The organism is Selenomonas sp. WCT3 (assembly GCA_900100835.1).
Lineage (GTDB): Bacteria > Bacillota > Negativicutes > Selenomonadales > Selenomonadaceae > Selenomonas_A > Selenomonas_A ruminantium_E.
In genome coordinates, this window is record FNCM01000010.1 from 35,269 (window position 1) to 59,695 (window position 24,427).

Annotated in this window: 24 protein-coding genes and 1 riboswitch; of the genes, 1 reads left to right on the top strand and 23 read right to left on the bottom strand. The window is 51.9% G+C overall.

Going from position 1 to position 24,427, the window contains the following annotated elements; genetic code table 11:
• Positions 1-5: 5 nt before the first annotated feature.
• The 6 genes from BLQ36_RS09545 to BLQ36_RS09570 all read right to left on the bottom strand — a co-directional run bounded on the left by BLQ36_RS09545 (position 6) and on the right by BLQ36_RS09570 (position 6,644).
• Entirely contained in the window at positions 6-1,904 is a 1,899-nt protein-coding gene (locus BLQ36_RS09545) for a TonB-dependent receptor plug domain-containing protein (RefSeq protein ID WP_074515375.1), read from the bottom strand.
• A gap of 26 nt (positions 1,905-1,930) precedes the next feature.
• Positions 1,931-2,923: an ABC transporter substrate-binding protein gene (locus BLQ36_RS09550; RefSeq protein WP_074515417.1), complete on the bottom strand. Its 993-nt coding sequence runs from the start codon at positions 2,921-2,923 to the stop codon at positions 1,931-1,933.
• A gap of 145 nt (positions 2,924-3,068) precedes the next feature.
• A riboswitch (cobalamin riboswitch) is annotated at positions 3,069-3,262 on the bottom strand.
• A 65-nt stretch (positions 3,263-3,327) separates the two neighbouring features.
• Positions 3,328-3,906, bottom strand: a complete 579-nt coding sequence (gene cbiT, locus BLQ36_RS09555) for a precorrin-6Y C5,15-methyltransferase (decarboxylating) subunit CbiT (RefSeq protein ID WP_074515376.1) — start codon at positions 3,904-3,906, stop codon at positions 3,328-3,330.
• A gap of 91 nt (positions 3,907-3,997) precedes the next feature.
• A complete protein-coding gene (gene bioA / locus BLQ36_RS09560; protein ID WP_074515377.1) occupies positions 3,998-5,347 on the bottom strand; it encodes an adenosylmethionine--8-amino-7-oxononanoate transaminase in 1,350 nt (449 codons plus the stop codon).
• 11 nt (positions 5,348-5,358) lie between these two features.
• Positions 5,359-6,045, bottom strand: a complete 687-nt coding sequence (gene bioD, locus BLQ36_RS09565; RefSeq protein ID WP_074515378.1) for a dethiobiotin synthase — start codon at positions 6,043-6,045, stop codon at positions 5,359-5,361.
• A gap of 2 nt (positions 6,046-6,047) precedes the next feature.
• Positions 6,048-6,644: a biotin transporter BioY gene (locus BLQ36_RS09570; protein WP_074515379.1), complete on the bottom strand. Its 597-nt coding sequence runs from the start codon at positions 6,642-6,644 to the stop codon at positions 6,048-6,050.
• Between the two features lie 246 nt (positions 6,645-6,890).
• On the opposite strand from BLQ36_RS09570, the gene BLQ36_RS09575 reads away from it, so the two are divergent.
• On the top strand, positions 6,891-7,958 hold the full coding sequence (locus BLQ36_RS09575) for a type II asparaginase (RefSeq protein ID WP_074515380.1): 1,068 nt from the start codon (positions 6,891-6,893) through the stop codon (positions 7,956-7,958).
• A 94-nt stretch (positions 7,959-8,052) separates the two neighbouring features.
• On the opposite strand, the gene cbiE is transcribed toward BLQ36_RS09575, so the two are convergent.
• The 17 genes from cbiE to def all read right to left on the bottom strand — a co-directional run bounded on the left by cbiE (position 8,053) and on the right by def (position 24,412).
• Positions 8,053-8,703, bottom strand: a complete 651-nt coding sequence (gene cbiE, locus BLQ36_RS09580) for a precorrin-6y C5,15-methyltransferase (decarboxylating) subunit CbiE (protein ID WP_074515381.1) — start codon at positions 8,701-8,703, stop codon at positions 8,053-8,055.
• The gene (gene cbiD / locus BLQ36_RS09585) at positions 8,685-9,797 is read right to left on the bottom strand and encodes a cobalt-precorrin-5B (C(1))-methyltransferase CbiD (RefSeq protein WP_074515382.1); all 1,113 of its coding nucleotides are present in this window, start codon (positions 9,795-9,797) and stop codon (positions 8,685-8,687) included. The genes cbiE and cbiD overlap by 19 nt, the downstream gene beginning before the upstream one ends.
• 61 nt (positions 9,798-9,858) lie before the next feature.
• Positions 9,859-10,848 carry a lysylphosphatidylglycerol synthase transmembrane domain-containing protein gene (locus tag BLQ36_RS09590; protein WP_074515383.1) on the bottom strand — a complete coding sequence of 330 codons (990 nt, stop codon included), beginning with the start codon at positions 10,846-10,848 and terminating at the stop codon, positions 9,859-9,861.
• Positions 10,849-10,876: 28 nt separating this feature from the next.
• A complete protein-coding gene (folE2, locus tag BLQ36_RS09595) occupies positions 10,877-11,665 on the bottom strand; it encodes a GTP cyclohydrolase FolE2 (protein WP_074515384.1) in 789 nt (262 codons plus the stop codon).
• A gap of 23 nt (positions 11,666-11,688) precedes the next feature.
• Positions 11,689-12,333 (bottom strand): ribulose-phosphate 3-epimerase, encoded by a 645-nt coding sequence (rpe, locus tag BLQ36_RS09600; RefSeq protein ID WP_074515385.1) that lies wholly within the window; start codon positions 12,331-12,333, stop codon positions 11,689-11,691.
• Positions 12,330-13,238 carry a ribosome small subunit-dependent GTPase A gene (gene rsgA / locus BLQ36_RS09605; RefSeq protein WP_074515386.1) on the bottom strand — a complete coding sequence of 303 codons (909 nt, stop codon included), beginning with the start codon at positions 13,236-13,238 and terminating at the stop codon, positions 12,330-12,332. The genes rpe and rsgA overlap by 4 nt, the downstream gene beginning before the upstream one ends.
• Positions 13,239-13,270: 32 nt before the next feature.
• A complete protein-coding gene (gene pknB, locus BLQ36_RS09610; protein WP_074515387.1) occupies positions 13,271-15,043 on the bottom strand; it encodes a Stk1 family PASTA domain-containing Ser/Thr kinase in 1,773 nt (590 codons plus the stop codon).
• Positions 15,044-15,089: 46 nt separating this feature from the next.
• On the bottom strand, positions 15,090-16,487 hold the full coding sequence (locus tag BLQ36_RS09615) for a peptidoglycan D,D-transpeptidase FtsI family protein (protein ID WP_074515388.1): 1,398 nt from the start codon (positions 16,485-16,487) through the stop codon (positions 15,090-15,092).
• Positions 16,480-17,751, bottom strand: coding sequence for an FtsW/RodA/SpoVE family cell cycle protein (locus BLQ36_RS09620; RefSeq protein WP_074515389.1), 1,272 nt, complete (start codon positions 17,749-17,751; stop codon positions 16,480-16,482). Before BLQ36_RS09620 ends, BLQ36_RS09615 begins: the two co-directional genes overlap by 8 nt.
• Positions 17,748-18,452: a Stp1/IreP family PP2C-type Ser/Thr phosphatase gene (locus BLQ36_RS09625; RefSeq protein WP_074515390.1), complete on the bottom strand. Its 705-nt coding sequence runs from the start codon at positions 18,450-18,452 to the stop codon at positions 17,748-17,750. The genes BLQ36_RS09620 and BLQ36_RS09625 overlap by 4 nt, the downstream gene beginning before the upstream one ends.
• A 4-nt stretch (positions 18,453-18,456) precedes the next feature.
• Positions 18,457-18,900, bottom strand: a complete 444-nt coding sequence (locus tag BLQ36_RS09630) for an FHA domain-containing protein (RefSeq protein WP_081342306.1) — start codon at positions 18,898-18,900, stop codon at positions 18,457-18,459.
• Positions 18,901-18,910: 10 nt separating this feature from the next.
• Entirely contained in the window at positions 18,911-19,654 is a 744-nt protein-coding gene (locus BLQ36_RS09635; protein WP_074515392.1) for an FhaA domain-containing protein, read from the bottom strand.
• 66 nt (positions 19,655-19,720) lie between these two features.
• On the bottom strand, positions 19,721-20,785 hold the full coding sequence (rlmN, locus tag BLQ36_RS09640) for a 23S rRNA (adenine(2503)-C(2))-methyltransferase RlmN (RefSeq protein ID WP_081342304.1): 1,065 nt from the start codon (positions 20,783-20,785) through the stop codon (positions 19,721-19,723).
• Positions 20,785-22,116 (bottom strand): 16S rRNA (cytosine(967)-C(5))-methyltransferase RsmB, encoded by a 1,332-nt coding sequence (rsmB, locus tag BLQ36_RS09645; protein WP_074515393.1) that lies wholly within the window; start codon positions 22,114-22,116, stop codon positions 20,785-20,787. Before rsmB ends, rlmN begins: the two co-directional genes overlap by 1 nt.
• 26 nt (positions 22,117-22,142) lie before the next feature.
• On the bottom strand, positions 22,143-22,949 hold the full coding sequence (locus tag BLQ36_RS09650; RefSeq protein ID WP_074515394.1) for a DUF116 domain-containing protein: 807 nt from the start codon (positions 22,947-22,949) through the stop codon (positions 22,143-22,145).
• A 63-nt stretch (positions 22,950-23,012) separates the two neighbouring features.
• The gene (gene fmt / locus BLQ36_RS09655) at positions 23,013-23,948 is read right to left on the bottom strand and encodes a methionyl-tRNA formyltransferase (protein ID WP_074515395.1); all 936 of its coding nucleotides are present in this window, start codon (positions 23,946-23,948) and stop codon (positions 23,013-23,015) included.
• Entirely contained in the window at positions 23,945-24,412 is a 468-nt protein-coding gene (gene def, locus BLQ36_RS09660; RefSeq protein WP_074515396.1) for a peptide deformylase, read from the bottom strand. The genes fmt and def overlap by 4 nt, the downstream gene beginning before the upstream one ends.
• Between the last annotated feature and the right edge of the window lie 15 nt (positions 24,413-24,427).

Below are 24,427 nucleotides of genomic sequence, written 5' to 3' on the forward strand. Positions count from 1 at the left end.
CTTCCTTAGAACTGATAGGTCATGCCCAGCTGGAAGAAGCGACCTGCGGCCGGATAGCGGTAACTGCTGTAAACCGAATAAGCCTGATTGGTGAAATTCAACGCTTTCAAATAAACCGTCAACTGCTTGCTGGCCTCATAACTCGTATTGAAATCCCATACGGCAAAGTGGCGATTGCCGTAACTTGCCTTATCAAGCCCCGTTCCCACGCGGCTCATGAGATTTGCCTTCCAAGCCCCCTGCTGATAGTGAAGGCCGAGACGGTAAGCGTTTGGCATGCTGTTATGACGCAAATAGCTACTTTTTGCCGAAGTATCCGTAGCCGAAGTATCGGTATCCGTATAGGTATACCCGATATCATAGCTCCATGCCGGCGTCAGTTTCTGCTGCCACGAAAGTTCAATCCCCTGCCGTTTTTCGTGGTCAACATTCGTCGCCTCAGAGTTCTTACCATCCGCAGCATACCAAGTAATCGCATCGTTTAAGACACTGTGGAAATAGCTGGCCGACAGCGTCGACTTGGCATCGAAGTCATGGGAAATTCCCAAGCTCTCCGTATGTCCGGTCTCTGCCTTGAGGTTCGGATTGCCCTTCCAGGTCCGATCACCGTAAGCAGCAAAATAGAACATATCATCAGGTGTTGGTGCCTTATAAACACGTCCCCAGGAGGCAAACAATTTCGTTGCCTTATCCGCCCGATAATTAAGACCTGCCTTTGGCGTCCAATGCGTACCGAAACTCGTATGATTATCTACCCGAACCCCTGGCACAAAGAACCATTTGGGATTCAAGCGCATCGTGTCCTGAACATAAGCGGCTTTGTTGATGATTTTTTTATCTTCATAGCCACTTTGCTTATTGCTGGAATTGCTGTGATGGTACTCCAGCCCAGCCACCATCTTATTATTCGCATCGAGTTTCCAGCCATTCTGGTAATCGATCCCCTGCAGTCGCGTGCTGAATTTGCCACTAAAATCAGCCGATTTATTGTGGTCAAAATAGCGCAGGAATCCTGGCAGCTTCGTATCTTCCTTAAACTTCCAGGTAAGCGAACCATCGTTGAAATTATTCTGCTGCTTGTCCGATGCCACAAAACCAGCAGGAACTTGATAATCTTGATAATAATACTGATTTCCGTTAATCAACTGATGATTGAAGCGAAGCGTCAAGGACTGGGCCGGCGTCAGTTCCTGTTTTACTTTCACCGACAGGTTGTTGTTGCTGTAATCACTGCTTGGCATACGATGACTATCCCCATCCGTTCCCTTGTACGAGAAATAACTGCGCTTGTTGAGGCCACCTACCAGCTGCCAGCTGGTCTTCCCCTCACGGCCTTCATTCGACAGTACATAATTATGGGTATGCCAAGAGCCCGTGTTCATATCGAGAGTTGTTTTATTTTTCGTCGGCGTCTTGGTGATGATATTTACCACACCGCCGATAGCATCACTGCCATAAAGAGCCGAACTGCCGCCCTTTACAATTTCAATGCGTTCCACATTTTCAATCTGCGGAATACGGGAAAGCGTTGCACTTGCCCGGCTCATGGACCCCTGGTCATCGTTTATGCGCTCGCCATCTACTAGAACGACTACTCGCTCCTCACCCTGAATGCGGACGGTTTCATCATAGCCATCACCGCCATTCGTCATAACGACTCCATTGATATGGCTCAGCGCTTCGGCAGTCGAGCGATAATGGTTGTCCTTGATATCTTCCGCCGTTATAACGGTTACATCGGCCGGAACATTCTTAGCCGCAGCCGGAATCCGCTCCGCTGTTACTACGACCTCGCCCAAATCTTCCGTGTATTTATCCTGCTCAGCCGCTAAAGCGGTACCGAAACATAACGTGCTCAGCGTCAAAGTCAATGCGATTGATTCCTGCAATTTTTTTGTTGCCATAATAGTTTCCTCCCTATTTCTCTCCATTACTCATCTACTGCTGTCAAATGCTCTGTTTTATCTTGTTTGAAGTCATCACCGTATACCTGATAGGCAATTTCCTGAACCCCAAAGACAAAATCCTGTGAACAATTATATAGATAGCCCTCATAGGGGTCACGCAGTCCATTGTTGCGTATCGCCTTTAACGATTTTAGCGCCGGATCTTCCAAATACCCCGCCCGGAATTTTTCGATATCGTATTTACCGTGATTCGTATAGGTTGGCAAAAACAGATAATCCGGATTGATGGCCACCAACTGCTCTTTGGTCATCGCCTGCCCGTTATGAATATCCAATTTTGCCATACCATTCTTTACTCCGGCGTATTGACAGGCATCGTCAAAGGAACAGCCAATCCCGCCATAGGATTTCATCAGCGATATCAAGACCACGGATTTTCGTTCCGCTTCTGGTATCTTTGCCACCTTCGCCTGTATCTCAGCCAGCTTGCTATCCATCTTACCGATAAGCTTTTCCCCTCGGTCTGGCTCACCGACTGCCTGGGCAATCAGCCTTACCGTTTCCTGGACCTCTTCGAGATTTTTCGCCCCTTTACAGACCACCACTTTAATCCCTAGGTCGCGCAGAGACTGGACCCTTGTCACGTCCCCCCAGTCCGGCACGATGACCAAATCCGGCTGCAGTGCCGCGATTTCTTCCACCGATGGATTTCGGACTTTCGTCTCCACCTGCTGGGCCAAGCTCACGACATTGGAACTTATCGGGTCATCCAACATCTGATTGACCGCCACCATATGGTCAGGCTTTACTAAGCCCAACACGATTTCATCCGTGCTCATCGAAAGGGTCAAAATGCGATGAGGTTTAGCTGGCATTTCCACCACCGTTCCCTGCTTATCCGTAACGGTATAGGCGGTTCCCCCGGCCCTTGCCCCTAGTTCCATCCCCTTGCAGCCCGTGCAAATTGCCGCCACCAGAATACATAAAGCGGCAGCTTTCCATAATTTCTTTATCATCAGCTCGGACAAACTCATTCCTCCCTTTTTCACGCACACAAAAAGACCCTTCCATATACTGAAAGGGTCTGATATTCCACACAAAAACAGCCCGTCACCTGATAACAGTTGACAGACATCAATCCCCTCCCCATCCTTCGTAGATCTACGGTGATTGTAATCAGGCAGTTCTCCTGGCTCCAGGTCATCGTTCCTCTGCGCCTTCCCAAAAGATGCACCCATCTCCCAGTGACGTACCTTATGCAGATTCACTCGCTGTTACAGTGGCGGGACCGCGCCGGCATCTTGCTCTCCGGCTTCCCTATTAAGTCTTTCGACACCTGATTTTCCCTATTTGATTTACTGGTGATAACTCACGTTTTCTATGGTAGCATTACTGCTGTTTATTGTCAAATTCTTTCCGATTACTTTTTCCAACAAGTCACAATGTAAATCGGATTCTCGGCCTTCGCCATATCGTAGGAGCCAATGGACTTCAAGCGGCTCACCTGCACCTGTATCGCTTCATACTCATAAACGTCAGCATGCTGGCGCATATAATCAATTCCCTGCATCAAGGTCTGCACCGTAATGCAGTTTAACACAATGCGCCCCTCCGGTTTGAGCTTTGGCGTTACGGCATCGAGAATCTCCTCAAGTCTACTGCCACTGCCGCCAATCAATACCGTATCGACATCGGGAAGCGTATCGATGCCAGCGGGAGCCTCGGCTTCCTTGACCACCACATTGGAAACCATAAAGTTAGCAGCGTTAGCCCGAATAAGAGCGACTCCCTCCGGATTGCGTTCCAAGGCGTAAACCGTCCCCTGGGGTGCTAACCGCGCTGCCTCCACCGACAGCGACCCCGTACCGGCTCCAATATCGTAAACCACAGCATCCGGTTTAATCCGCGCCTTAGCCAAACTCAAAATGCGAATCTCCTGTTTTGTCATCGGCACATTCTTGCGGATAAAAGCCTCATCATCAATTCCCAAATAATTCATCCGAAGACCTCCATTACTTGCCCAACATATTACTCTGTGCTAATCTTAGCAGATTCCCCCTTAAACCTCAATGCTTGGGCAAAATGTCTCCTCATTTTCCCAGTATATCCACCATGGCCTGCTGCGCCATTTCAATGGCTAACGTGAGTTCTTCCCGCGTTATATTGAGCGGCGGATTGAAGTAAAGCACATCCCCTAGCGGCCGCAGCACTAAGCCATACTGCAACGCCTTTTTATAAATGGCATAGCCCGTGCGCTTTGCCTCGGCAAACGGTTCTTTGCTTTCCGGATTTTGGACAAGTTCAATGGCGTGAATCAAGCCGATGTGACGGATTTCTCCAACATTTTTGTGATGGCCAAAGGCTTTTTCCATCTCAACCGTCAGCCACTTCGCATTTTCGCCTGCCGTTTCCAGCACCTGCTGCTCGCGGAAAATTTTCTGCACGGCCAGCGCTGCCGCACACCCCAAAGGATTGCCTGCATAGGTATGACTGTGCATAAACGCCCGGCCTTCACTGTAATCCGCATAAAAGGCGTCATAAATCTCTTCGCTGACACAGGTCACCGACATCGGCAGGTATCCGCCTGTAAGCCCTTTGGAAATGCACATAATATCCGGACTGATACCGGCCTGCTCGCAGGCAAACATTGTTCCCGTGCGGCCAAAGCCCGTAGCAATCTCATCAAGAATCAGCTTCACATCGTATTTATCACATAGCGCGCGCAGTTTCTTCAGGTAAAGCGGCGGATAAATGCGCATGCCGGCACTTCCCTGCAGCAAAGGCTCCGCAATCATGGCCGCCGTCTCATGACCATGCGCGGCAAAAGCCGTCTCCGCCTTTTCAAAGCATTCACACTGACAGCATTCCCGCGTCTTGCCATAAGGACAGCGATAACAGTCCGGAGCTTCAATATGGATGTTATCCATCATCATCGGCTGGTATAGCTTTGCATAGAGGTCCAAACTCCCCACGGAAAGCGCCCCGATGGTTTCCCCATGATAGCCTTCCGTGAGGCACATGAAGCGTTTTTTCTCGGGCTTTCCTCCCTGCTGATAGAATTGAAACGCCATTTTCAGCGCACATTCTACCGCCGCCGAGCCGTTGTCATTGAAATGAAACTTCTGGATTCTTGGCGGGGTTATTTCATTTAACTGCTCAGCCAGTTCGATGGCAGGCTTATGGCTAAAATTGGCAAAAATAACGTGTTCCAGCTTATCCAGCTGTTCTTTTATTCCTGCATTGATTTCCCGATTGCAATGGCCCAAAAGATTTGCCCACCAGGAACTGACGATATCCAAATATTTCTTGCCGTAAATATCATACAGCCATACGCCTTCGCCATGGTCGATGACCATGGGCGGCAGAGTCTCATAATCTTTCATCTGGGAACAGGGATGCCAAATCAAAGCCAAATCCCGCTCTTCTAATGTCTTCTGCATGTTTCTCCCTCTTATTCGTATAGTCCTTTCAACACCTCGACCCGAATGTCGAGGTCTCTATCGCCTTTTTTTACATAGGCCAATACCTTAACCCCCGTCATTTCCTCAATCATCCTAGCATTATCCTCCTGCATGATGTCCTGAGGAAGATAGTTGTTAAAGACAATCCCCCGTATAGGAATCCCCCTTGCCCGCAGGTGTTCAATCGTGAGCACCGCACTATTGATGGTTCCTAGTCCCGCATCGGCCACAATCAGCACGCCAAGGTTCAAGTGCTTTACCAAATCATCTAGAACCATATGCTGCGACTCATCCCAGCGAAGGGGACAGATGATACCGCCGCTGCCCTCCATTGTCAAGTATTCATATTTCTCCTTGGCCCGGCGATAATCGGTTTCCACCCGTCCAAAGTTGATGGGTTCCCTATTGATCTTCGCGGCCAAGTGGGGCGAAACGGCCTCTTCATAAATGTACGAGACGAGATTGGATGCTTCTTCGCCAATACCAGCCACTTTTTTGACATAAAGCGCATCCCCTGGCTGAAGTTCTCCTCCTTCATCGCGAACGGCTCCTGACAGGGCGGCTTTATAGTAGCCGCCATTTAGCCCCGCATCCCGAAGCTTTTTGACAATCAATGCCGTTACATAGGTCTTGCCAATATCCGTTCCTGTTCCCGTAATGAATAACGCCTTTCCCATGCTCACGCCTCCCTTGCCGCTTCGCTGGTTTCACGGACAGTCTGATCCTCCATCAGCCAAAGACCCGCACGGTAGCAGCGCAAGGCCAGCCCTGCCGCAGCCATGCAGAGAAGAAAATCTGGACCAGCCTGCAATATACCGCAGTAAAAAATAGCAGCCCAAAGGGCAATCGGAGCATCCACCACATAATTGGAAAAGAAATAAAACCAGCTGATTCCTAGCAAATAGACAATGACCATTCCCCCGAAATTCACGACCAGCAGAGAGGGAAAAGAACGCTTGCGGAGTTTTCGCGAAAATTTCCCGCAGAACCAGGCCTGCCACACAAAGCCTAACAGATAACCAAAGGTGGGCTGCAATACATAGGCCGGGCCACCACCTGAGGCGAACACTGGAACCCCCATGAGCCCCAATACAATATATGCTATTACGGCCACAGCTCCTAAACGGGCTCCCAATATAAGCCCAGCCAGCAGCGTAAACAAAAACTGCAGCGTGTAGACATCGGTTCCCACCGGAATCCGCACAAAGGTGCCGATAGTAATCAGGGCAATGAAAAGGGCACAGATTATCATTTCCCGCAGCTTGAGTTTTTTCATAAACAACATCTCCTAATCGAAATAAACCTACAGACATTAGCATACGACTCTCATAATTAATTGTCAACCAATAAGTTATTAATAAGTTTACTAATTGTAAAACATTATTAACACTTTATCCCAGGTCTTATCCCTTTCAAATATATTTTGTAGTATTCTTGTAACATTTTATAGTTTTTTGTAGTCGCCAACTAAAATTATTTATGGGTTCATAATAAAAACTTATTATCAGAAAGGGTGTTGTGTATGAAAATGAAACGTCCATTGGTGGCCATGATGTTGGCCGCTATGATGGTCAGCGGCCAAGGGTATGCTGGTGCTGCCGACAAACCAGATGTCAAAGTTCTGGCAACCGGGGGAACGATTGCCGGAAGTGCTGCTTCGGACACCAAGACCACCGGTTATAAGGCCGGTGCCCTCGGCATCGATACGTTATTAAATGCCGTTCCCGAAGCCAAGAATTACGCGGACTTGTCCGGAGAGCAGATTTGCAGCATCGACAGCAAAGATATGACCGATGATATCTGGCTCAAACTGGCAAAACGCTGCAATGCACTGCTTAGCGATAAAAAAGTTGATGGCATTGTTATCACCCATGGCACCGATACGCTGGAAGAAACGGCTTACTTCCTGAACCTTACGGTTAAGAGCAATAAACCAGTAGTCATTACCGGTGCCATGCGTCCGGCTACCGCCATCAGCGCCGATGGCCCGATGAATCTTCTGAATGCCGTTCGCATCGCAGCCGACAAAAAATCCGCCGGCCGCGGGGTGCTGGTGGCGCTCAATGACCAGATTGATGCAGCCCGCAATGTCACCAAGACGAATACTACTTCCGTCAACACCTTCCAGTCTCCACTGTTTGGATCCCTTGGCGTAGTTAACGACGGAATCCCTGAGTTCTATGGCCAGACCACCAGACTCAACACGGTTAAGTCAGAATTTGACGTGTCAAAACTCGACAAGCTCCCCTATGTCAAAGTCATCTACGGCACGGCTAATGACGATGCACTGTTTGTCGACGCCGCCATCAAAGCTGGTGTAAAAGGCATCGTCTATGCGGGTACGGGCAATGGCTCCGTCCATAAGGACGCCGAAAAAGCTCTGGCCAAAGCCAGCGAAGCGGGCATTGTCGTCGTCCGCAGCACGCGCCTTGTTTCCGGTTCCGTCATCCCCGCCGAGCAGTCCTACATCGACGAGCATTTCATCGACGGCGATTCCTTAAACCCACAGAAATGCCGTATCCTACTGCAGCTGGCTTTGACTAAGACCCACGACCTAAAAGCCATCCAGGAAATGTTCCACAAATATTGATTTTTGAGGATAAGCACTTCTTCTCATTCCCCAAAAAGAAAGGTCCATTGACTCGAGCCAAGAGTCAATGGACCTTTTTTTTAATTGCCGAGGATTAACCTTCCACAAGCAAAATGCCGTTTTTCGCCTCGGGATAGTTTTCTGCCTCCCTAAGCCGTATGGTCACTACCTTTTCATCGTCATAGGACAGCCGCGTGCAAATGTGAAGCTTTGCCTCCCCAGGCCAGCCGCATTCCATCAAAATGAGTGGTATCGTTCGCGAGGTGAATTTCGCATCGGTCAACATGCCCATAACTGCCCCCTTCTGATACAAAAGGGCCGATCGTTCCGGCTGACGCCCATGGAAGCTCACCAAGCGAGCATCATGCCAGGGAAGATTCATTCGGGCAAAGGCCAGCTGCATGGCACTAATTCCCGGAATAACCCGGATGCACTCTGACGGAAATTTTCGCTTAATCGCATCCAGCAACGAATAATAGCCAGGATCTCCCGACACCATGACCACCACATCACGTTCATGGAGTTCTTCTTGGATAAAGGCCATCACGGCCTCAATGTCCCGGGTCACCGCCATGATATGTTGCCCGGCACCATCGCTGGCCGCATATTGGGCCAGTGCCCGCCGACCTCCCACCAGGGCTTTTGCCCCGGCAATTGCCTTGCAGGCGGCTGGTACCAGATAATCCGGATTGCCCGGACCAATTCCAGCAACAATAATCTTATGCACTACTCCGGTATGTTCCATCCAAATGCCTCCCCAATTTCTCTGGCCGTATCATCCATCCCCAATAACTTACCCTGCAAAGTTACCATAACCGTTCCAACTTTCATTTTTCCAAACAGATAGCGCTCTGCCCTGGCGCTGGCCCGCTTGGCCAGCGTCCGGCAAACCCTTTCCTTTAGTCCCGCCTGTTCTAACACCACTAGCGCATCTTCGGTGGTATTGGCGGCCAGCAACTGCTGCACCTTTTCCTGGCTTAAGCCGGCCGCTGCAGCATAAGCGGCCATGGTCTCGAGCCGTCCATCGGCGATGCGGTTGTGGGTATAAAAAACACCGGCGGCCACTTTGCTGAGCTTACCAATATGGCCAAAGAGCAGCACTTTCTCCACCTGGCGCTCCGCCGCCGCATCGAGCATAAAGCCGATAAAGTTGCTGGTCTGCACCATAGCCGCCCGGGGCAGCTTCCAAGCCGTAGCAATCCGCTCGCCGATCTTGCCTGGAACGAATATCAGCTCACGAAAACCTGCGGCCTTCGCCACATCAATTTGCGGCACCAAGGAATTCTTAAAGCCCTCCTCCGACATAGGCCGCAATACCCCGGTGGTGCCAATAACCGAAAGCCCACCCTCAACGCCGAGAATCGGATTCAGTGTCTGCTTGGCAAGTTCCACCCCGGCAGGAATGGAGATGGTCACCTCCAAGGGCACGTCTTCTCGCCCCAGCACCTCCGATACCACATTGCGGATTAACTGCCGCGGTCCGGGATTAATGGAAGGTTCCCCCACCGGCACGGACAAGCCTGGCTTCGTCACCGTGCCAATGCCCTGCCCAGCTTTAAAAACCAACGCTGGTTTTTGACCGGTCAAATGACGGGTCAAGGTAAAGACCGAAACACCATTGGTAATGTCCGGGTCATCACCGGAAAATTTCACCACCTCAGCCAACAAGCCGCCATCGGTTTCCTGCACCCCTTTTATCGGGATGGTAAGCTGCGTTCCATCCAATGCCGTAAGCTCCACCACCTGCCAACTTTCACCGGCTTCGTAAAGCAGAGCGGCCTTTACGCCAGCTGCTGCGCAAGCGCCAGTCGTATACCCACTGCGCAGTTTCTTTTCCATGGGCTCACCTTCTCATCTTTCCTATAAACAGAATGCCTTCTTCTCCAGAAGAAGGCATTTTTTACTTATTCAACTGCCGATTCAGGAAGTCGCGGCCAAATACAGTCAGCGTGTAATACAAGCCAATCAGAAAGGGAATGTATTCGGCGATAAGCCGCCAGCATACGGCAATTATCCCCACGGTACCTGCCGGCACCGTTTCGCTGAACAGATAGACGAAACCACCTTCCGCCACCCCGGAACCTCCAGGCGTCGGCGTGAAATAGAGCAGCATATTCAAGAAAATCATACGCCCCATTACCGTATACCAATCGGCATCGGTTACCCCAAGTCCTAAGAGCAGGCAGGGCACGATGGCATAGATGCACAAAAGATTCAAGCCCGACTCGGCAAATACCAGCAGCATGCACTTAGGCGCCTTCGACAACAGGCTAATGGCACACTTGGTATCGCGATAGAAGGCAAACACCTTGCGGCGGCGCTGATTCTTCATGCCTTTAGTAACCTTCATCACCACGTAATCGAGATACCCACGGCGGGCACCGATGACGATGACCAAAATGACCACAAAGGCCGTAAGGGTAATCCCCATCAACGTGGTATTGGACACGCCGGGCAGAATCCCCTCATCGTGCAGGAATATAAATGGCATACAAAGTACCAGGAAAAAAATCGACAACAGGGTACGCACAATGACCAGTACCGTTGCCTTTCCCGTTGGTACGCCGGCATGACGCAGGAACATCAGCTGAGCCACCGCCCCGCCGGTTGCGCCTGGCGTCAACAATGCCAGAAAGTAATTGCCAAATACCACCTGTACCGCCTGGTACAGGGTTATTTTCTCATTTGAAATTTTTACCATATGCATCAAGCGGCTGCCATCAAAAAACATGCCAAGACTGACTGCCAGCACCGCCAATACAATCGACCACGGCTGAAACTTGTCCAGATTTTGCAAGGTATTGATATCCACCGTCGAATAAATGACGATGCCAGAAATAACCAGCACCAGCAAAATCAAAAACACAAACCGCTTATAAAATTTATTCATGCAAACCGTCCCTTAGGATAGCTTTTCATCAAGCCAACGTTTCCTCATGCGAAGCATACGCGCTGTGATTGTGGATGGATTCATAGTTCTCACATTCTACGGAGAACCAAGCCAGCCCCTCCAGCCCGCGCATGACCAGCACGGTATCGCGAAGAATATCTTCAACAAATTTCGGATTCTCATAAGCTGCTTCCGTGACAAATTTTTCATCTTCACGCTTCAGCAGCGGATAGATTGGCGAAGAACCCTGCTTTTCCACCAGTTCTGCCAAATCCTCGATATAGATACACTCCACACCCTTTTGAAACCGCAGCTGAATCCGGGCTACCGAACGCTGATTATGAGCTCCATACTGGGAAATTTCCTTACTGCAGGGGCATAAGGAGGTAAAGGGTACCTCGACCCCCAGCTGAAATTCCAACTCGCCGCCCCGCTCTTTCCGGCCCATAAAACAACAGTCCAAATCCAGTACCGATTTCCGTCCGCTGACCGGAGCAGTCTTTTCCACGAAGTATTTAAAGTTAAGCTCCACCTCTGCCGACTTTGCATCCAACCGATCCAAAGCCTCCATCAGCATCTTGTCCATCTCCGGCTCAGCTAATGGCTTCTGACTCCAAGGCATGAGGATTTCCAAGAAACGGCTCATATGCGTTCCCTTGTATTCGCTGGGCAAAGCTACCGTGAAGCGTATGCGGGCCAACACCTGCTGGAACCCGCCTTCTTTTGTTTTGATCAGGAATGGCAAATGGGCGTCCTTGATTCCGACGCGCTGTATGGCAATCCCCCGGGCATCTTCCCGGTTTTGTACATCCTGCATATCCGCTTTCCTCACTGACCGAATCAACCGCGAATCGCCTTGATTGCCTCGCTGACATCATCGGCACCATAGACAGCCGAACCAGCTACCAAGACATTGGCACCAGCCTCACGAACCAGTTTGCTGGTCTCCGCATTGATACCGCCATCTACCTCAATGTCGCAGGTAAAGCCCATATCCTGAATCGTATGGTAGAGCATATGAATCTTCTCGAGCTGGGACTGAATGAACTTCTGACCGCCAAACCCCGGATTGACCGTCATGATAAGAACCATATCCAGGTCGGCAATAAGTTCTTCAATCATGGCTAAGGACGTTCCCGGATTGAGGGCAATACCGGCTTTGCAGCCAGCGGCCTTAATCTGCTGGATGATGCGGTGATGATGTTTCGCTGCCTCCACATGGAAGGTGATACTATCGGCACCAGCCTCAGCAAAAGCCTCAATCTGCGTTTCCGGATGTTCCGTCATCAGATGAACATCAAACACCGCCTGGGAGGTTTTGCGCAGGCTTTTGACCACCGGCGACCCCAGCGTGATGTTCGGCACGAAGGTGCCATCCATTACATCGATATGAACGTATTCTGCCCCAGCATCGGTGACTTTTTTTACCTCATCTGCCAGATGAGCAAAGTCCGCCGACAGAATGGAAGGTGCAATCTTAATCATTTATATTCCTTCTTTCGCGCAATCTTTTGATTCTCTTTGATTTCTTCGTAAATATTCACATAAGCGTCATAGCGTTCCTGGGTAATGTCGCCAGCAGCCACCGCCTGCTTTATGGCACAGTCCGGCTCATGGGTATGACTGCAGGGAGCAAAGCGGCAGGCCGAAAGATATGGACGGAACTCGGGGAAATAGCCCGGCAGTTCCTGAATGTCCAGCTCCGTTAATTCCATGGCACTAAAGCCCGGTGTATCCACGATAAAGCCATCCCCATAGGCAAGCAATTCGGCTACCCGGGTGGTATGACGGCCGCGCTTTATCTTTTCACTGACCTGACCAGTCTGCAAGGCCAACCCCACATCAATGCGATTGAGAAGGGACGACTTGCCAACACCGGAAGGTCCGGCAAAAACCGTCACTTCGCCGGAAAGGCACTGACGCAGGGAGTCAATGCCCTGGTTTTCCTCGGCGGAAACCCGCAGCACCTTATACCCGATGGCTTCATACTCCTTGAGGAACGCGGAAATATCCCCTTCGTAGAGGTCCTGCTTGTTCACACAGATGACAATCTTCGGAATCCCGGACCACTCCGCCAGAACCAAAAACCGATTCAAGAGCAGCGGGTGAAGGTCAGGCTGGGCTGCAGCAAAGGTCAGCACCACCTGGGATATATTGGCAACCGCCGGACGTTTCAATAGGCTCTGACGGGGAAGCTGCTCTTCCACAACCCCGCTGCCATCGGGCAAGCGATTGATGCGAACCAAATCCCCTGGAACAACGCCAGCGCTGCGCCGGGTCTTTTTGAACTTCCCCCGCAGCTTGCAGGTAACCATTTCCGGTCCTTCCGGCCCTTCTGCCAGCACATAGAAAAAACTGTTATATGCCTTTATAACTCGACCTTCTTGCATGAACGCTCCTTTTTCTAAACAGTTACGATTGATTAGCGGCTCTTGGAGCCCTCACCGTTACGGGATACCGACGGATTATCCTGCTCCTGTTTTCCGTTATCTTTGCCAGGTTCCTTGCTGCTGGATTTCTTGGGTTCTGCCACCACCAGCGTGATGGTGGAACCAGCTGTTACCGAGCTGCCGCCTGCCGGGGTCTGACTGATAACCGTGCCAGCCGCTTTCGAGCTCTCTTCTTTCGTCACACTGACTTTAAAGCCCGCACTGGTCAAGGCGGCTTTCGCGCCCTCCACCTGCAGGTTCGTTACATCCGGTACGGTGTTCTTGGTTTCTTTTTTGCCCTTGCTCACCGTGATATCAACGCTCTGCCCCTTGGTAATCTTACTGCCAGCCTTCGGGTCCGTAGCGATTACCGTCCCCGCCTCTTCATCGGAGTTTCGCTCATAGACCGAGCCGACTTTAAGGCCCATTTTCTTGAGTTTTGCCTCGGCATCGGATTTATTGAGGCCCTTGAGGTCTGGCATTTCCAAACTTTCCCCGCCCTTGCTGACGTGGATGGTAATGAGGCGTTCCTCTTTTACCCTAGCGCCCCCCTCCGGGTCCTGGGACACAACGGTGCCCGCGGGAACACTGGCATCAAAGGTCTCCACCACATTGACCCGCAGTTTCTTGTCCTCAAGAATCTGACGGGCCAGGGTCATCTGCTTACCCGTAACATCTGGCACAATGACTTCCTCGGTGCTCCAGAACTTGCCATAGCTCAGAAAAGCCCCCACAAAGAAGCCCATGAACAGTACCAGGATAAGGCCGGCAATGAATTTTTTCGATTTGAACACCGAACTTTCTGGTTCCGGCTCATCGTAATCATAGCCTGAAGGCATGCTGCGCATATCCCGTCGCGATGACATGGAAGCCATTGGCTCATCCATCCGGGGCAATACCTGGGTAGCAAAGGGATCCGGCTGAGCAGCTGCATATCCCATGCCGCTGCTCACCATCTGCTCGGCCTGCTGGATATCCTTGACGATTTCCGAAGCATCCGGACGCATGGCCGGGTCTTTACTCATAGCCCGGGCAACAATTGCCTCTACCACTGGCGGAATTGACGGATCAAGCTGACGAACTGGCACCGGCTCCTCCTGCAAGTGCTTCATGGCCACACTGACCGGCGTTTCCCCCGTAAAGGGCAGGGAACCCGTAAGCATTTCATAGAGCACAACCCCCAAGGCGTAAACATCGGATTTCGGCGTAATCATCGTGCCCTTGGCCTGCTCGGGGGAGAAGTAGTGGACCGACCCCACCACATTCCCCGTATAGGTCATAGTGGATTCCGTAACGGCACGGGCAATGCCAAAATCGGCCACCTTGGCACTGCCGTCCGGCATCATCAAGATATTGTGAGGCTTAATATCGCAATGAACGAGATTGTTGGCATGGGCATGAGCCAGCGCACTGGCAATCCCCTTGGCAACAGTCAGGGCCTCCGCCACCGATAAATGCCCTTCCTGCTTGATTTTATCCTTTAAGGTCCGGCCCGGAACATATTCCATGACAATGTAATGCGCCCCATCCATCACCCCGACGTCGTAAATGTTGACAATATTCGGGTGGGACAGGCGGGCGGCAGCCTGAGCTTCACGATTAAATTTATCGATAAATTCGGTATCGCTCTTGAATTGATCATGCAGGATTTTAACGGCTACCGGCCGGTTAAGGAGCAGGTCATTTGCTTTGTAAACGTCGGCCATACCGCCGCCGCCAATCTGCTCCTGCAGCTCGTAGCGCTGATCTAAGACACGCTGTATCATTCATGTTCCTCCTAGTTAAAGATATAGTATCAGAAATCCCTGCCGGTTAATTCTGCAGGGACAGGATTACCTTGCGGGCAATCGGTGCCGCCTGGGTTCCGCCACTACCGCCATTTTCAACGATGATGGCAAAAACAATGCGGCGGTTACGAAGCTCGGCTGAACCAATGAACCAGGCATGGTCTTCACCAGCGGCATTCTCTGCGGTACCAGTCTTACCGGTTACCCGCACGCCGCTAACCTGAGCAGCCCGGCCCGTTCCCTTGGTAACAACATCCTCCATGAAACTGTCAATCTTGGCAGCCATCGTCGGCGTCGTAGCCGTCAGCCATTTGGTGGGGCGTGTATCCTGAATCACCGTGCCCCCCGGCGTAATGACCTGCTGAACCAAATAGGGTTTCATGACCACACCGCCATTGGCAAAAGCAGCCGCCATCAAAGCCATGTGCATGGGAGTGACCAGCAGGGAACTTTGACCGATACCGATCTGGGCCAAATCGCCATTGCCCAATTTGCCAAAGGCTGGCAGATGGGAGCCCTCCATGAGGACTTCGCCCCCCAGCTCCTTGTCGAAACCAAAGCGCTCAAAGGATTTCTTGAGTTTCTCATCCCCCAGGCGCATCCCCAAGGTACCGAAAGTCACGTTGCAGGACTCGGTAAGGGCCTTGCGCAAGTTCACTTTGCCATGAACCTCGCCATGGCTCTCCCGAATGGTCTCACCAGCTCCAACGTCCAGCGTCCCCGAGCAGTCAAAAATTTCCTGCTCATTGGTCACCCCTTCCGTCAAAGCGGCATCTGCAATCATGGGCTTGATGGTCGACCCCGGCGGATACATGCCCTGAACGGCACGGTTTAAAAGGGCTCCATCGGCCTGCTTGGAAAGAGCCTGCCAATTGGCCTCTATATCGTTGGGGTCATAGGAGGGGGAGCTGACCATGGCCAGCACTGCTCCCGTTTCCGCATCGAGTACCACCACGGCCCCTTTGCGGCCATCTAGGCCATCATAGGCCGCCTGCTGCGCATCAGATTCAATGGTTAGCTTAACATCATTGCCCTGTTCCGACTGAAACAACTGGGATGCCGGGCCTAAATGGCTTAAATCATCGGAAAGCCCTAATAGTTCCCGGTTGGCATGACCTTCCACCCCAGCGCTGCCGATTTTTTCGCCATTATAGCCAGTAACTGCCGCCATGGATTCCCCCATGGGGTAACTGCGGCTGCCATCGGCCCGATTCTGGGCCAGGACTCTCCCCTTGGCATCGAGGATAGCCCCCCGGCGGATATCCGCCCGGGCCGCCGCCCCGCGCATGTTCAGGGAATTATTGGCCAAACTGTCGGCCTCCCAAGTGGACAGATAGATAATATATGCGGTCAAAAGACCTGTCAGCACCAGTAAAAACGATGCCGCCTGCAGGATTTGCCGCTTGATTTTCCAATCAGCCATGTTCCTGCTCCTTTGATAATGAAATTAAAAGTCCCAGCAGCACAAAACTGGAAACCATCGAGCTGCCGCCATAACTGATAAAGGGCAGCGTGATGCCAGTCAGTGGCAAAAACTTCGTGACTCCAGCGATGATGATAAAGGCCTGCAAAAGCATCAGGGAACAGCAGCCTGCTGCCAGCAGCACTTCCTTTTCCTTGCGGCAGGAAAGGGCTGTCTTTATGCCGCGCCAGAAAAATAGCACATAGCAAGTCATCAACATCATGGTCGCAATAAGCCCCATCTCTTCGGCAATTGCCGCAAAGATGAAATCCGTATGAACCTCAGGGATAAAGCCCGGATGTCCATAGCCAAAGCCCGTGCCCCAAATGCCGCCTGTGCCAAAGGCAAACAGCGACTGCACGACCTGATAAGCCATACCGTTTGGGTCCTGCCAAGGGTTCAGCCAAATGTCAAAGCGCACCCGCACATGGCCAAAAGCAGCATAGCTGGCAGCCGCGGCCACCCCCATAAACGCCATGGCCAAAAAAACATAGGATTTGCTGCCCGTAGCCATATAGGTCATGAGCACCGCCATGCCGAAGAACAGCAGGGCTGATCCCAAGTCCTTCTCCACGACAAACATCAAGACCGCCATCCCCCAAATGCAGATGAGGGGAGCAATAAAGCGCAATGGCGGCAGCTGCAGCAAAAAGATGCGATGGGCCGGAAGCGTCAATACGCGCCGGTGGTCTGACAAATACGCGGCCAAGAAAAAGACAATCAATATCTTGCCAAACTCTGACGGCTGAATCGAAATTGGTCCCAAGACCAACCAGTTCTTGCTGCCGCCGATTTCCGTACCAAATAGCAGTGGCAGCCCAAGCAGGAATATGCAGGCCACCCCCAACAAATAAGGATACCCCAGCATGCGCCGGATGCGCCCCCAGAACCTCAGCACTAAAATCATCACCACCATGGCCACGCAAAGCCATTGCAGCTGGCGGACCAAAAGGGCCGGCTTTAAGCGGGCGATTTCCACAATGCCGACACTGCAAAGGGTCAGCACAATAGGAAACAGGAAGGTATCCTCCCGTCGCTTGATGATAACAGCCTGAATAAACAAGGCCAAAAGTATCACCGCGGCCAGCCATGGCACATAATTAAGCGGTCCCTGAAGAACTTCTGCCGTAAGTTTAGAACCGCCCGGATTCATTTTCAAATAAAGCACGCTCATGCCGAAGAGGACGATGCCCAGCGGAGCTGCCATTAATCCCCAGTTCTTCATGAATTGTACACCACCACAATTACCGTAACATTATCATTGCCGCCGGCATTAAGTGCCCGCGTCACCAGTTCCTTGGCCGGGTCTTTCGGCGAAGATGCCAGCACCTGACGGATTTCTTCATCCTCCACCAGTTTCATGAGGCCATCGGTGGCCAGCATCAAGACATCCTGGGGTTCTAAGGCAAAGTGCCCCGAATCCACCGTAAGATCCGGCTGTACTCCTACAGCCCGGGTCAGGAAGTTGCGCTTGGGATGAACCTTGGCCTCTTCCTCCGTAATCGTTCCTTCGGCTACCAGTTCTTCCACATAAGAGTGATCCCGGGTCACCTGCTTCATCTCACCGCCCCGCAGCAGATAAAGACGGCTGTCACCGACATGAGCCCAGCAAGCTTCATTTCCCTCAATATGCATGACCGTTGCCGTCGTGCCCATGCCCTTATAATCGGGATGGTCTTTCTCACTTTCCAGGATTGCTTGATTGCCAGCCAGAATTGCCTCGCACAACGCATCCTCCCCGATGGCTGCTGTACCGGTCAGTTTCCGCCGTACACTATCTACCAGCATGCGGCTGGCAACTTCACCTGCCACGTGACCGCCCATGCCATCGGCAACCACATAAGTTGCCGGTTCAAATACATCCGCACTGTCCTCGTTGCCTTTTCGCACCAGGCCAACATCGGTAGCCTCATATACCTGAATCATCTGCTCACCTCTCGAATCTCAGTGCGACCATGCCGATGCGGACAATATCCCCCGACTTAATATAGGCTCTGCCTTGGAGCACCTGATCATTCACATATGTATGGTTCACGCTGCCAAGATCCTCAATGACATACTGGCTGCCATGCTGATAGATGACGGCGTGATGGTGGGATACAAATCCCTCTGGAATCATAATATCATTATCTTCGCCACGGCCGATTGAAATCTGCTCACTGAACGCAAACCGGCGTCCGGCAAGATTTTCTTCATTGGCTTCCACCACCGAAACCACCGCTTCGTTCTGGCTGGTTTCCGGCCGGCGCTGCCGAATGGATTCCTTGCGCACCTCGCGAAACATTCTCTTCGAAAGTTTAAGGGCAAACCACAACAGCCAGAGCAGCATACCATACTCCAGCACCACCCGGACACCCTTTAAAATAACCGCCATAGTTGGCAAATCATATCACCTCGTAAACTAAAACCGTTGAGCCTATCTGAATCTCATCCCCTGGCACCAGACAGTGGGTATCAATCCGCCTGCCATTAACATAAGTACCATTGGTGCTTTGCGCATCGTGCAGGATGTGACGGTGATCCTCATAGGTAATCCACGCATGGAGCCGCGAAGCATTAACATCCGTCAGGATAAACTCGTTCTTATCCCGCCGCCCGATGTAGATTTGCTTTTCCCCAAATTCCAGATAAGCATCAAGGTCTGCCCCTTCGATTACGGTGAGCGAAACCACTTTATGCTCAGTGGGCAGATTCAGCGGAGTAGACGCTGAAAGACCTGGCCGTTCCAACACGATGGTTTGGGAGGAAACCTCCTTCGTCCCGCCCGAATCATCTTCTTCATAGCGGGAGGTCAAATCATAGGTTCCCTTGATTCTTTCCTTTTCCTTCTGGCAGCTGACCTGCAGCTTTCCTTCCATGCGATAATTCTGCAAAATAACCTGCTTTTCCACCGCACTATAGAGTTCCTCGATGACCCGCTGGGCACAAAAGCGCTGATAGTCATCTTCCGCCAGCGTAAAGACATATCGGTTCGGTACCAGATGCATCGCCTTGCCACGGCCCTGGCGACCGATTTCTTTTTCCAGGCCTTTCATAAGCTCTGCCAGCTCCAAGTCACTGCTGAAGCGTTTATTGAAAAATCCCTCGATATGTCCTTCGAGGAAAGATTCCAGCTTACCAATTCCCATGAAATAAGACTCCTTTGTTTTCGCCTTTTTCCTTCTGTCCATTATAGCAGAAAGCTACTATAATGCCTAGGTTTCATTTTCCGGTGCCTTGTCCTTGAGATGCTTGTTGCGAAGCTGTCCACAGGCAGCCTGAATGTCCACGCCCATCTCCCGGCGGACTGTGACATTGACATGATGGTCGCGAAGGTACTTCTCAAACCAGTCAATGCGCGCCTTGGAAGGACGCATAAGATTGCGCTCCACCACCGGATTGATGGGGATGAGATTGACGCTTGCCAGCTGTCCCTTCAACAAGGCCGTAAGTTCTCTAGCCTGTTCTTCCCCATCGTTTAAATGGTCGATTAAAATGTACTCGTAAGTCACCCGGCGCTTCGTCTTATCCGCATAGTTCTTGGCCGCCGCTATGACGTCCTGTAACGGATACTTGCGGTTAATGGGCATAATCTGGGACCGAAGCTCCTGATTGGGCGCGTGCAGCGACACCGACAGGGATATAGGCATCCCCTCTTCCGCCAGTTGCAGCATATTGGGGACAATGCCCGAAGTGGACAGGGTGATATTGCGATAGCCCATCCCCAGCGTATAATCTTCATGGATGAGCCGCAAGAAGCCAATTACGTTGTCGTAATTCATCAGTGGCTCTCCGGACCCCATAATGACCATCGTATCCACCTTGGCCCCGTCTTCCTCTTCCCGCAGCATGTCGTCAATGGTAACGGCCTGGGCAAGGATTTCCCCCTTAGAAAGGTCCCGGGCCATACCATGCAGGGTTGAAGCACAAAATGCACACCCCATGTTGCAGCCAGCCTGGGTCGAAACACAGATGCTATTGCCATAGGGCTGACGCATAAGCACCGTTTCCACAGCAGTTCCATCGGCAAATTCCAGCAGGAATTTGGTGGTATGACCATCCTTAGAATCCAACCGATCCTTGATTTTTGGCCGGCCGATGAAAAGGCCTTCGGCCAGCTCCTCCCGCAGTTTTTGGGATAAATTCGTCATCGCAGCAAAATCCCGGGCGCCGCGCTGGTACATCCACTGGGCAATCTGTTTTGCCCGGAACTTCTGCACCTTATAGGGCACCAGTACCGCCTGCAGCTCCTCAAGGGTCATGCCAAATATATCAATCATTATTTCCTCCGCATTCTGGCAATGAAGAATCCATCGGTTCCATCCACCTGGGGGTAGAGCTGAATCATCTTCTCATCACGCTTTTCTCCCGGCAGGAAGGAACCGGTTTTTTCCAAATAAAATTCCGGATTCTCTGCTAAAAACGCCGTTACAACTTCTTGGTTTTCCTGGGGCTCAATGGTGCAGGTGCTGTATACCAAAACACCGCCGTCCTTGACAGCCTGGGCCGCACTTTTAAGAATTTCCAACTGCAGCGCCGGCAGAGCGTCGATTTCCTCCGCCGTCTTATTCCAACGGGCATCGGGCTTCCGCCGCAGTACCCCCAGCCCCGAGCAGGGAGCATCCACTAAAACCCGGTCAGCCATGGCCTGGTATTCTTCCCCCACCTCCCGGGCGTCCAGCAGATCCGTCTCGATAATCGAAATTCCCAGGCGCGCGGCATTCTCTTCAATGCGCGCCAATTTATGCTCGTAGATATCCCCCGCGACAATCCGGCCCTTGTCCTGCATCAGCGCTGCCAGATGCGTTGTCTTGCCCCCGGGCGCGCTGCAACAGTCAATGATAAACTCACCAGGCTGCGGGTCTACCACATGGGCCACCAGCATGGAGCTTTCGTCCTGAACCTGACAAAGACCCTGCTGCAAGGGCAATAAGTCATCCAGGGAACCATGTTTCGTGATGATGAGGCCCTCCGGAGTCCAGGCAGATTCGCTAGCCTCAGCTCCAGCCTGCACCAGCGCTGCCTGCAATTCTTTGCGGCTGCCCTTTAGCGTATTCGTTCGCACCGACAATGGAGCCTCGCTATTGTTAAAGAAACAAAGATCTCTGGCACCATGAAAGCCAAATTCCTTCACCCAGCGTTTTACCAGCCAGTACGGGTGCATGCTCTTAAGAGCCAATTCCTCCACACTGTGCCCCTTGCCACTGGGGAATGTTGCCTTTTCCGGTTCGCGCACGGCGGTGCGGAGCACGGCATTGACAAACTTGGCCGTACCCATATTGCTGTACTTTTTTGTCAGCTCCACCGCCGTATTGCAGGCTGCCGAAACCGGCACTTTATCGAGGTAAAAAATCTGATAGATACCCAGGCGCAAAATATCACGGACCATCGGCTCGATTTTCTTTAGGGGACGGTTCACATAACGGCGCAAAATCCAATCCAGCGTATCACCGGCCTTTACGGCACCGTAAACCAGTTCCGTCACAAAACGGCGGTCCATATCCGAAAGGTCTGCCCGGCGCAATTCCCGCGCCAGGGCCACATTGGCATAGGCCCCCTTCTCGTGTACCTCATGTAAAATTCTAACCGCGGTATTACGCGCTTTATCCATAAAATCCTCCTCTGTGGATTTAGCTCTCAATCCTTTTCCTTAGGAAGTATAATCTTTTCCAGCTGGGCTTTTACTTCCTCGATGTCCACATGGGTGTTATAGCACGGCCCATTGGGACGGATGTTTAGAACCCCCACTGCTGGCAGTGGGTATACATCCTGAATGCCACTCATAAGGTCCCGTTCACAGGCAATGGCCAGCACAGCCTTTGGCCGCATCTTATAAATGATTTGCCGGGCCAGCGTGCCTCCTGTAGCGACAAAAAAGTGAAAACCCATTTCCTCTGAAAGGGTCACGAGAGCCCCGATATCACAGCCGCCACAACGCTTGCAATTCCCCGGGTCGCGGGTAATCTTATGAGGACAGGTTGCCAGCTGCAGGCAATGGGGAGTCACCACCAGCAGACGATTGGCCGGCACACGAATCCCCATGCGGTTAAACATCCGGTTACTCGTGGCGATAAAGGAACCTTCCAAACGGCGCTTACTAATGCCAAACAACTTGGCCAGCCGCACCGACACCGGAAATAACAGATTGACCAGTTCGTAGGTCTGCCGCTGCAAAAGGGGCAGATAAGGCCAATCGGACACCGCCAATCCCATATTCAATATTCCCAGCCACGAAATTACCACACTGACGGCAAAGATGCCGCCGACAATAGTCGGCAGCACCTTTGCGATGTTGGCAAGCCCCGGGTTGGCAATATACCAAATACCGTAGAGCAATGCCGCCGCCAGCACCGCCGCCAGCGACAGCATACCGAGGAACAACCGCTTCTTCGGCCGCCCCGGGATCACGATTTTCTTTTTTTTCTGTTTGGATTGATCTGTCATTGTCTACCTCCAACAAATCTCACCCGAAAAGAATTCCTGCTTCCCTTCATCGTAAAAATCCCATCAAACAAAAGCCGCCGGCAGGCTGATGCCATGTCCATTAAGATAATCGGCAGCCTTCATCTTTTTCTTACCCGGTGCCTGAAGCTCCACGATCTGCAAGAGTTCGTCCCCCGCAGCCACCCAAAGGCCTTCCTTCTTGTCGGCCTTGACGATGGTTCCCGGCACCGCCGAAGCCTTCTGCCCCGTCAACTTCGTCAGCCAGATTTTGTATTTCTTATCATCCATTTCCGTAAAAGCCCCCGGCCAGGAATTTAAGCCCCGGACGAGATTGTGAATCTCCTGGGCTGGTTTTGACCAGTCAATATGCCCGGTTTCCTTGGTCAGCATGGGCGCATAGTTCGACTCTCCCGTCTGAGGGGTACGCACCAGAGTGCCATTGGAAAGCTGCTCCAGCGTATCCATGAGGACGCCAGCTCCCATAGCCATAAGACTGTCATGAACCTCCTCTAAGGTCATATCCGGCCCAATGGGAAGCTCTTTTTTCAGCAACATATCCCCCGTATCGAGGCCGGCATCCATGAACATGGTGGTCACGCCGGTTTTTTCTTCCCCGTTGATGACACACCACTGCATGGGCGCCGCCCCACGATAACGCGGCAAAAGGGAGGCATGAACGTTGATGCAGCCGTATTCCGGAATATCCAAAATGCGCTGGGATAAAATCTGTCCAAAGGCAACGACTACCATCAAGTCCGGGTTGAGTTCTTCCAGCTTAGCCGTAAACTCCTCCGTCTTGATTTTCTCCGGCTGGTATACCACCAGACCATGTTCTACCGCCCAAGCCTTTACCGGCGACGGCATGAGTTTCTGCCCGCGCCCCCGCGGCTTATCCGGCTGCGTAATGACGCCGATAACTTCGCATTCCTTATGCAGTGCCTCAAGGCACGGGACAGCAAATTCCGGCGTGCCCATAAATACTACGCGAAACTTCTTCAAGCCTGATTCCCCCTATGAATGCTCTGTGCGATATCAATAAAGAGCTGGCCCTCCAAGTGGTCAAGCTCATGCTGAATGCAGCGAGCCAGCAGTCCCGTTGCGGTCACGCGCTGCTTTTTTCCCCGGCGGTTCAAAAATTCCACCTTAACCTTCGCAGCCCGCTCTACTTCGCCATAAATATCGGGAACCGAAAGACACCCCTCCGTATCGGTCTCCGTCCCCTCGCGGAAGGTAATAACCGGATTGATGAGCTCCAGCAGACCGTGTTCGTCCTGACAGTCGATGACCACCAGACGGATTGCCCTGCCCACCTGCGGAGCAGCAATACCAACGCCATTGCTCTCATACATGGTTTCTGCCATATCATCCAGGAGTTTTTTCAGCTGCTTGTCGATTTTCTCCACCGGCGCACAGACCTCTTTTAATACCGGATCGCCTGCCTTTTTGATATCCAATAAAGCCATAAATTATCCTTTTTC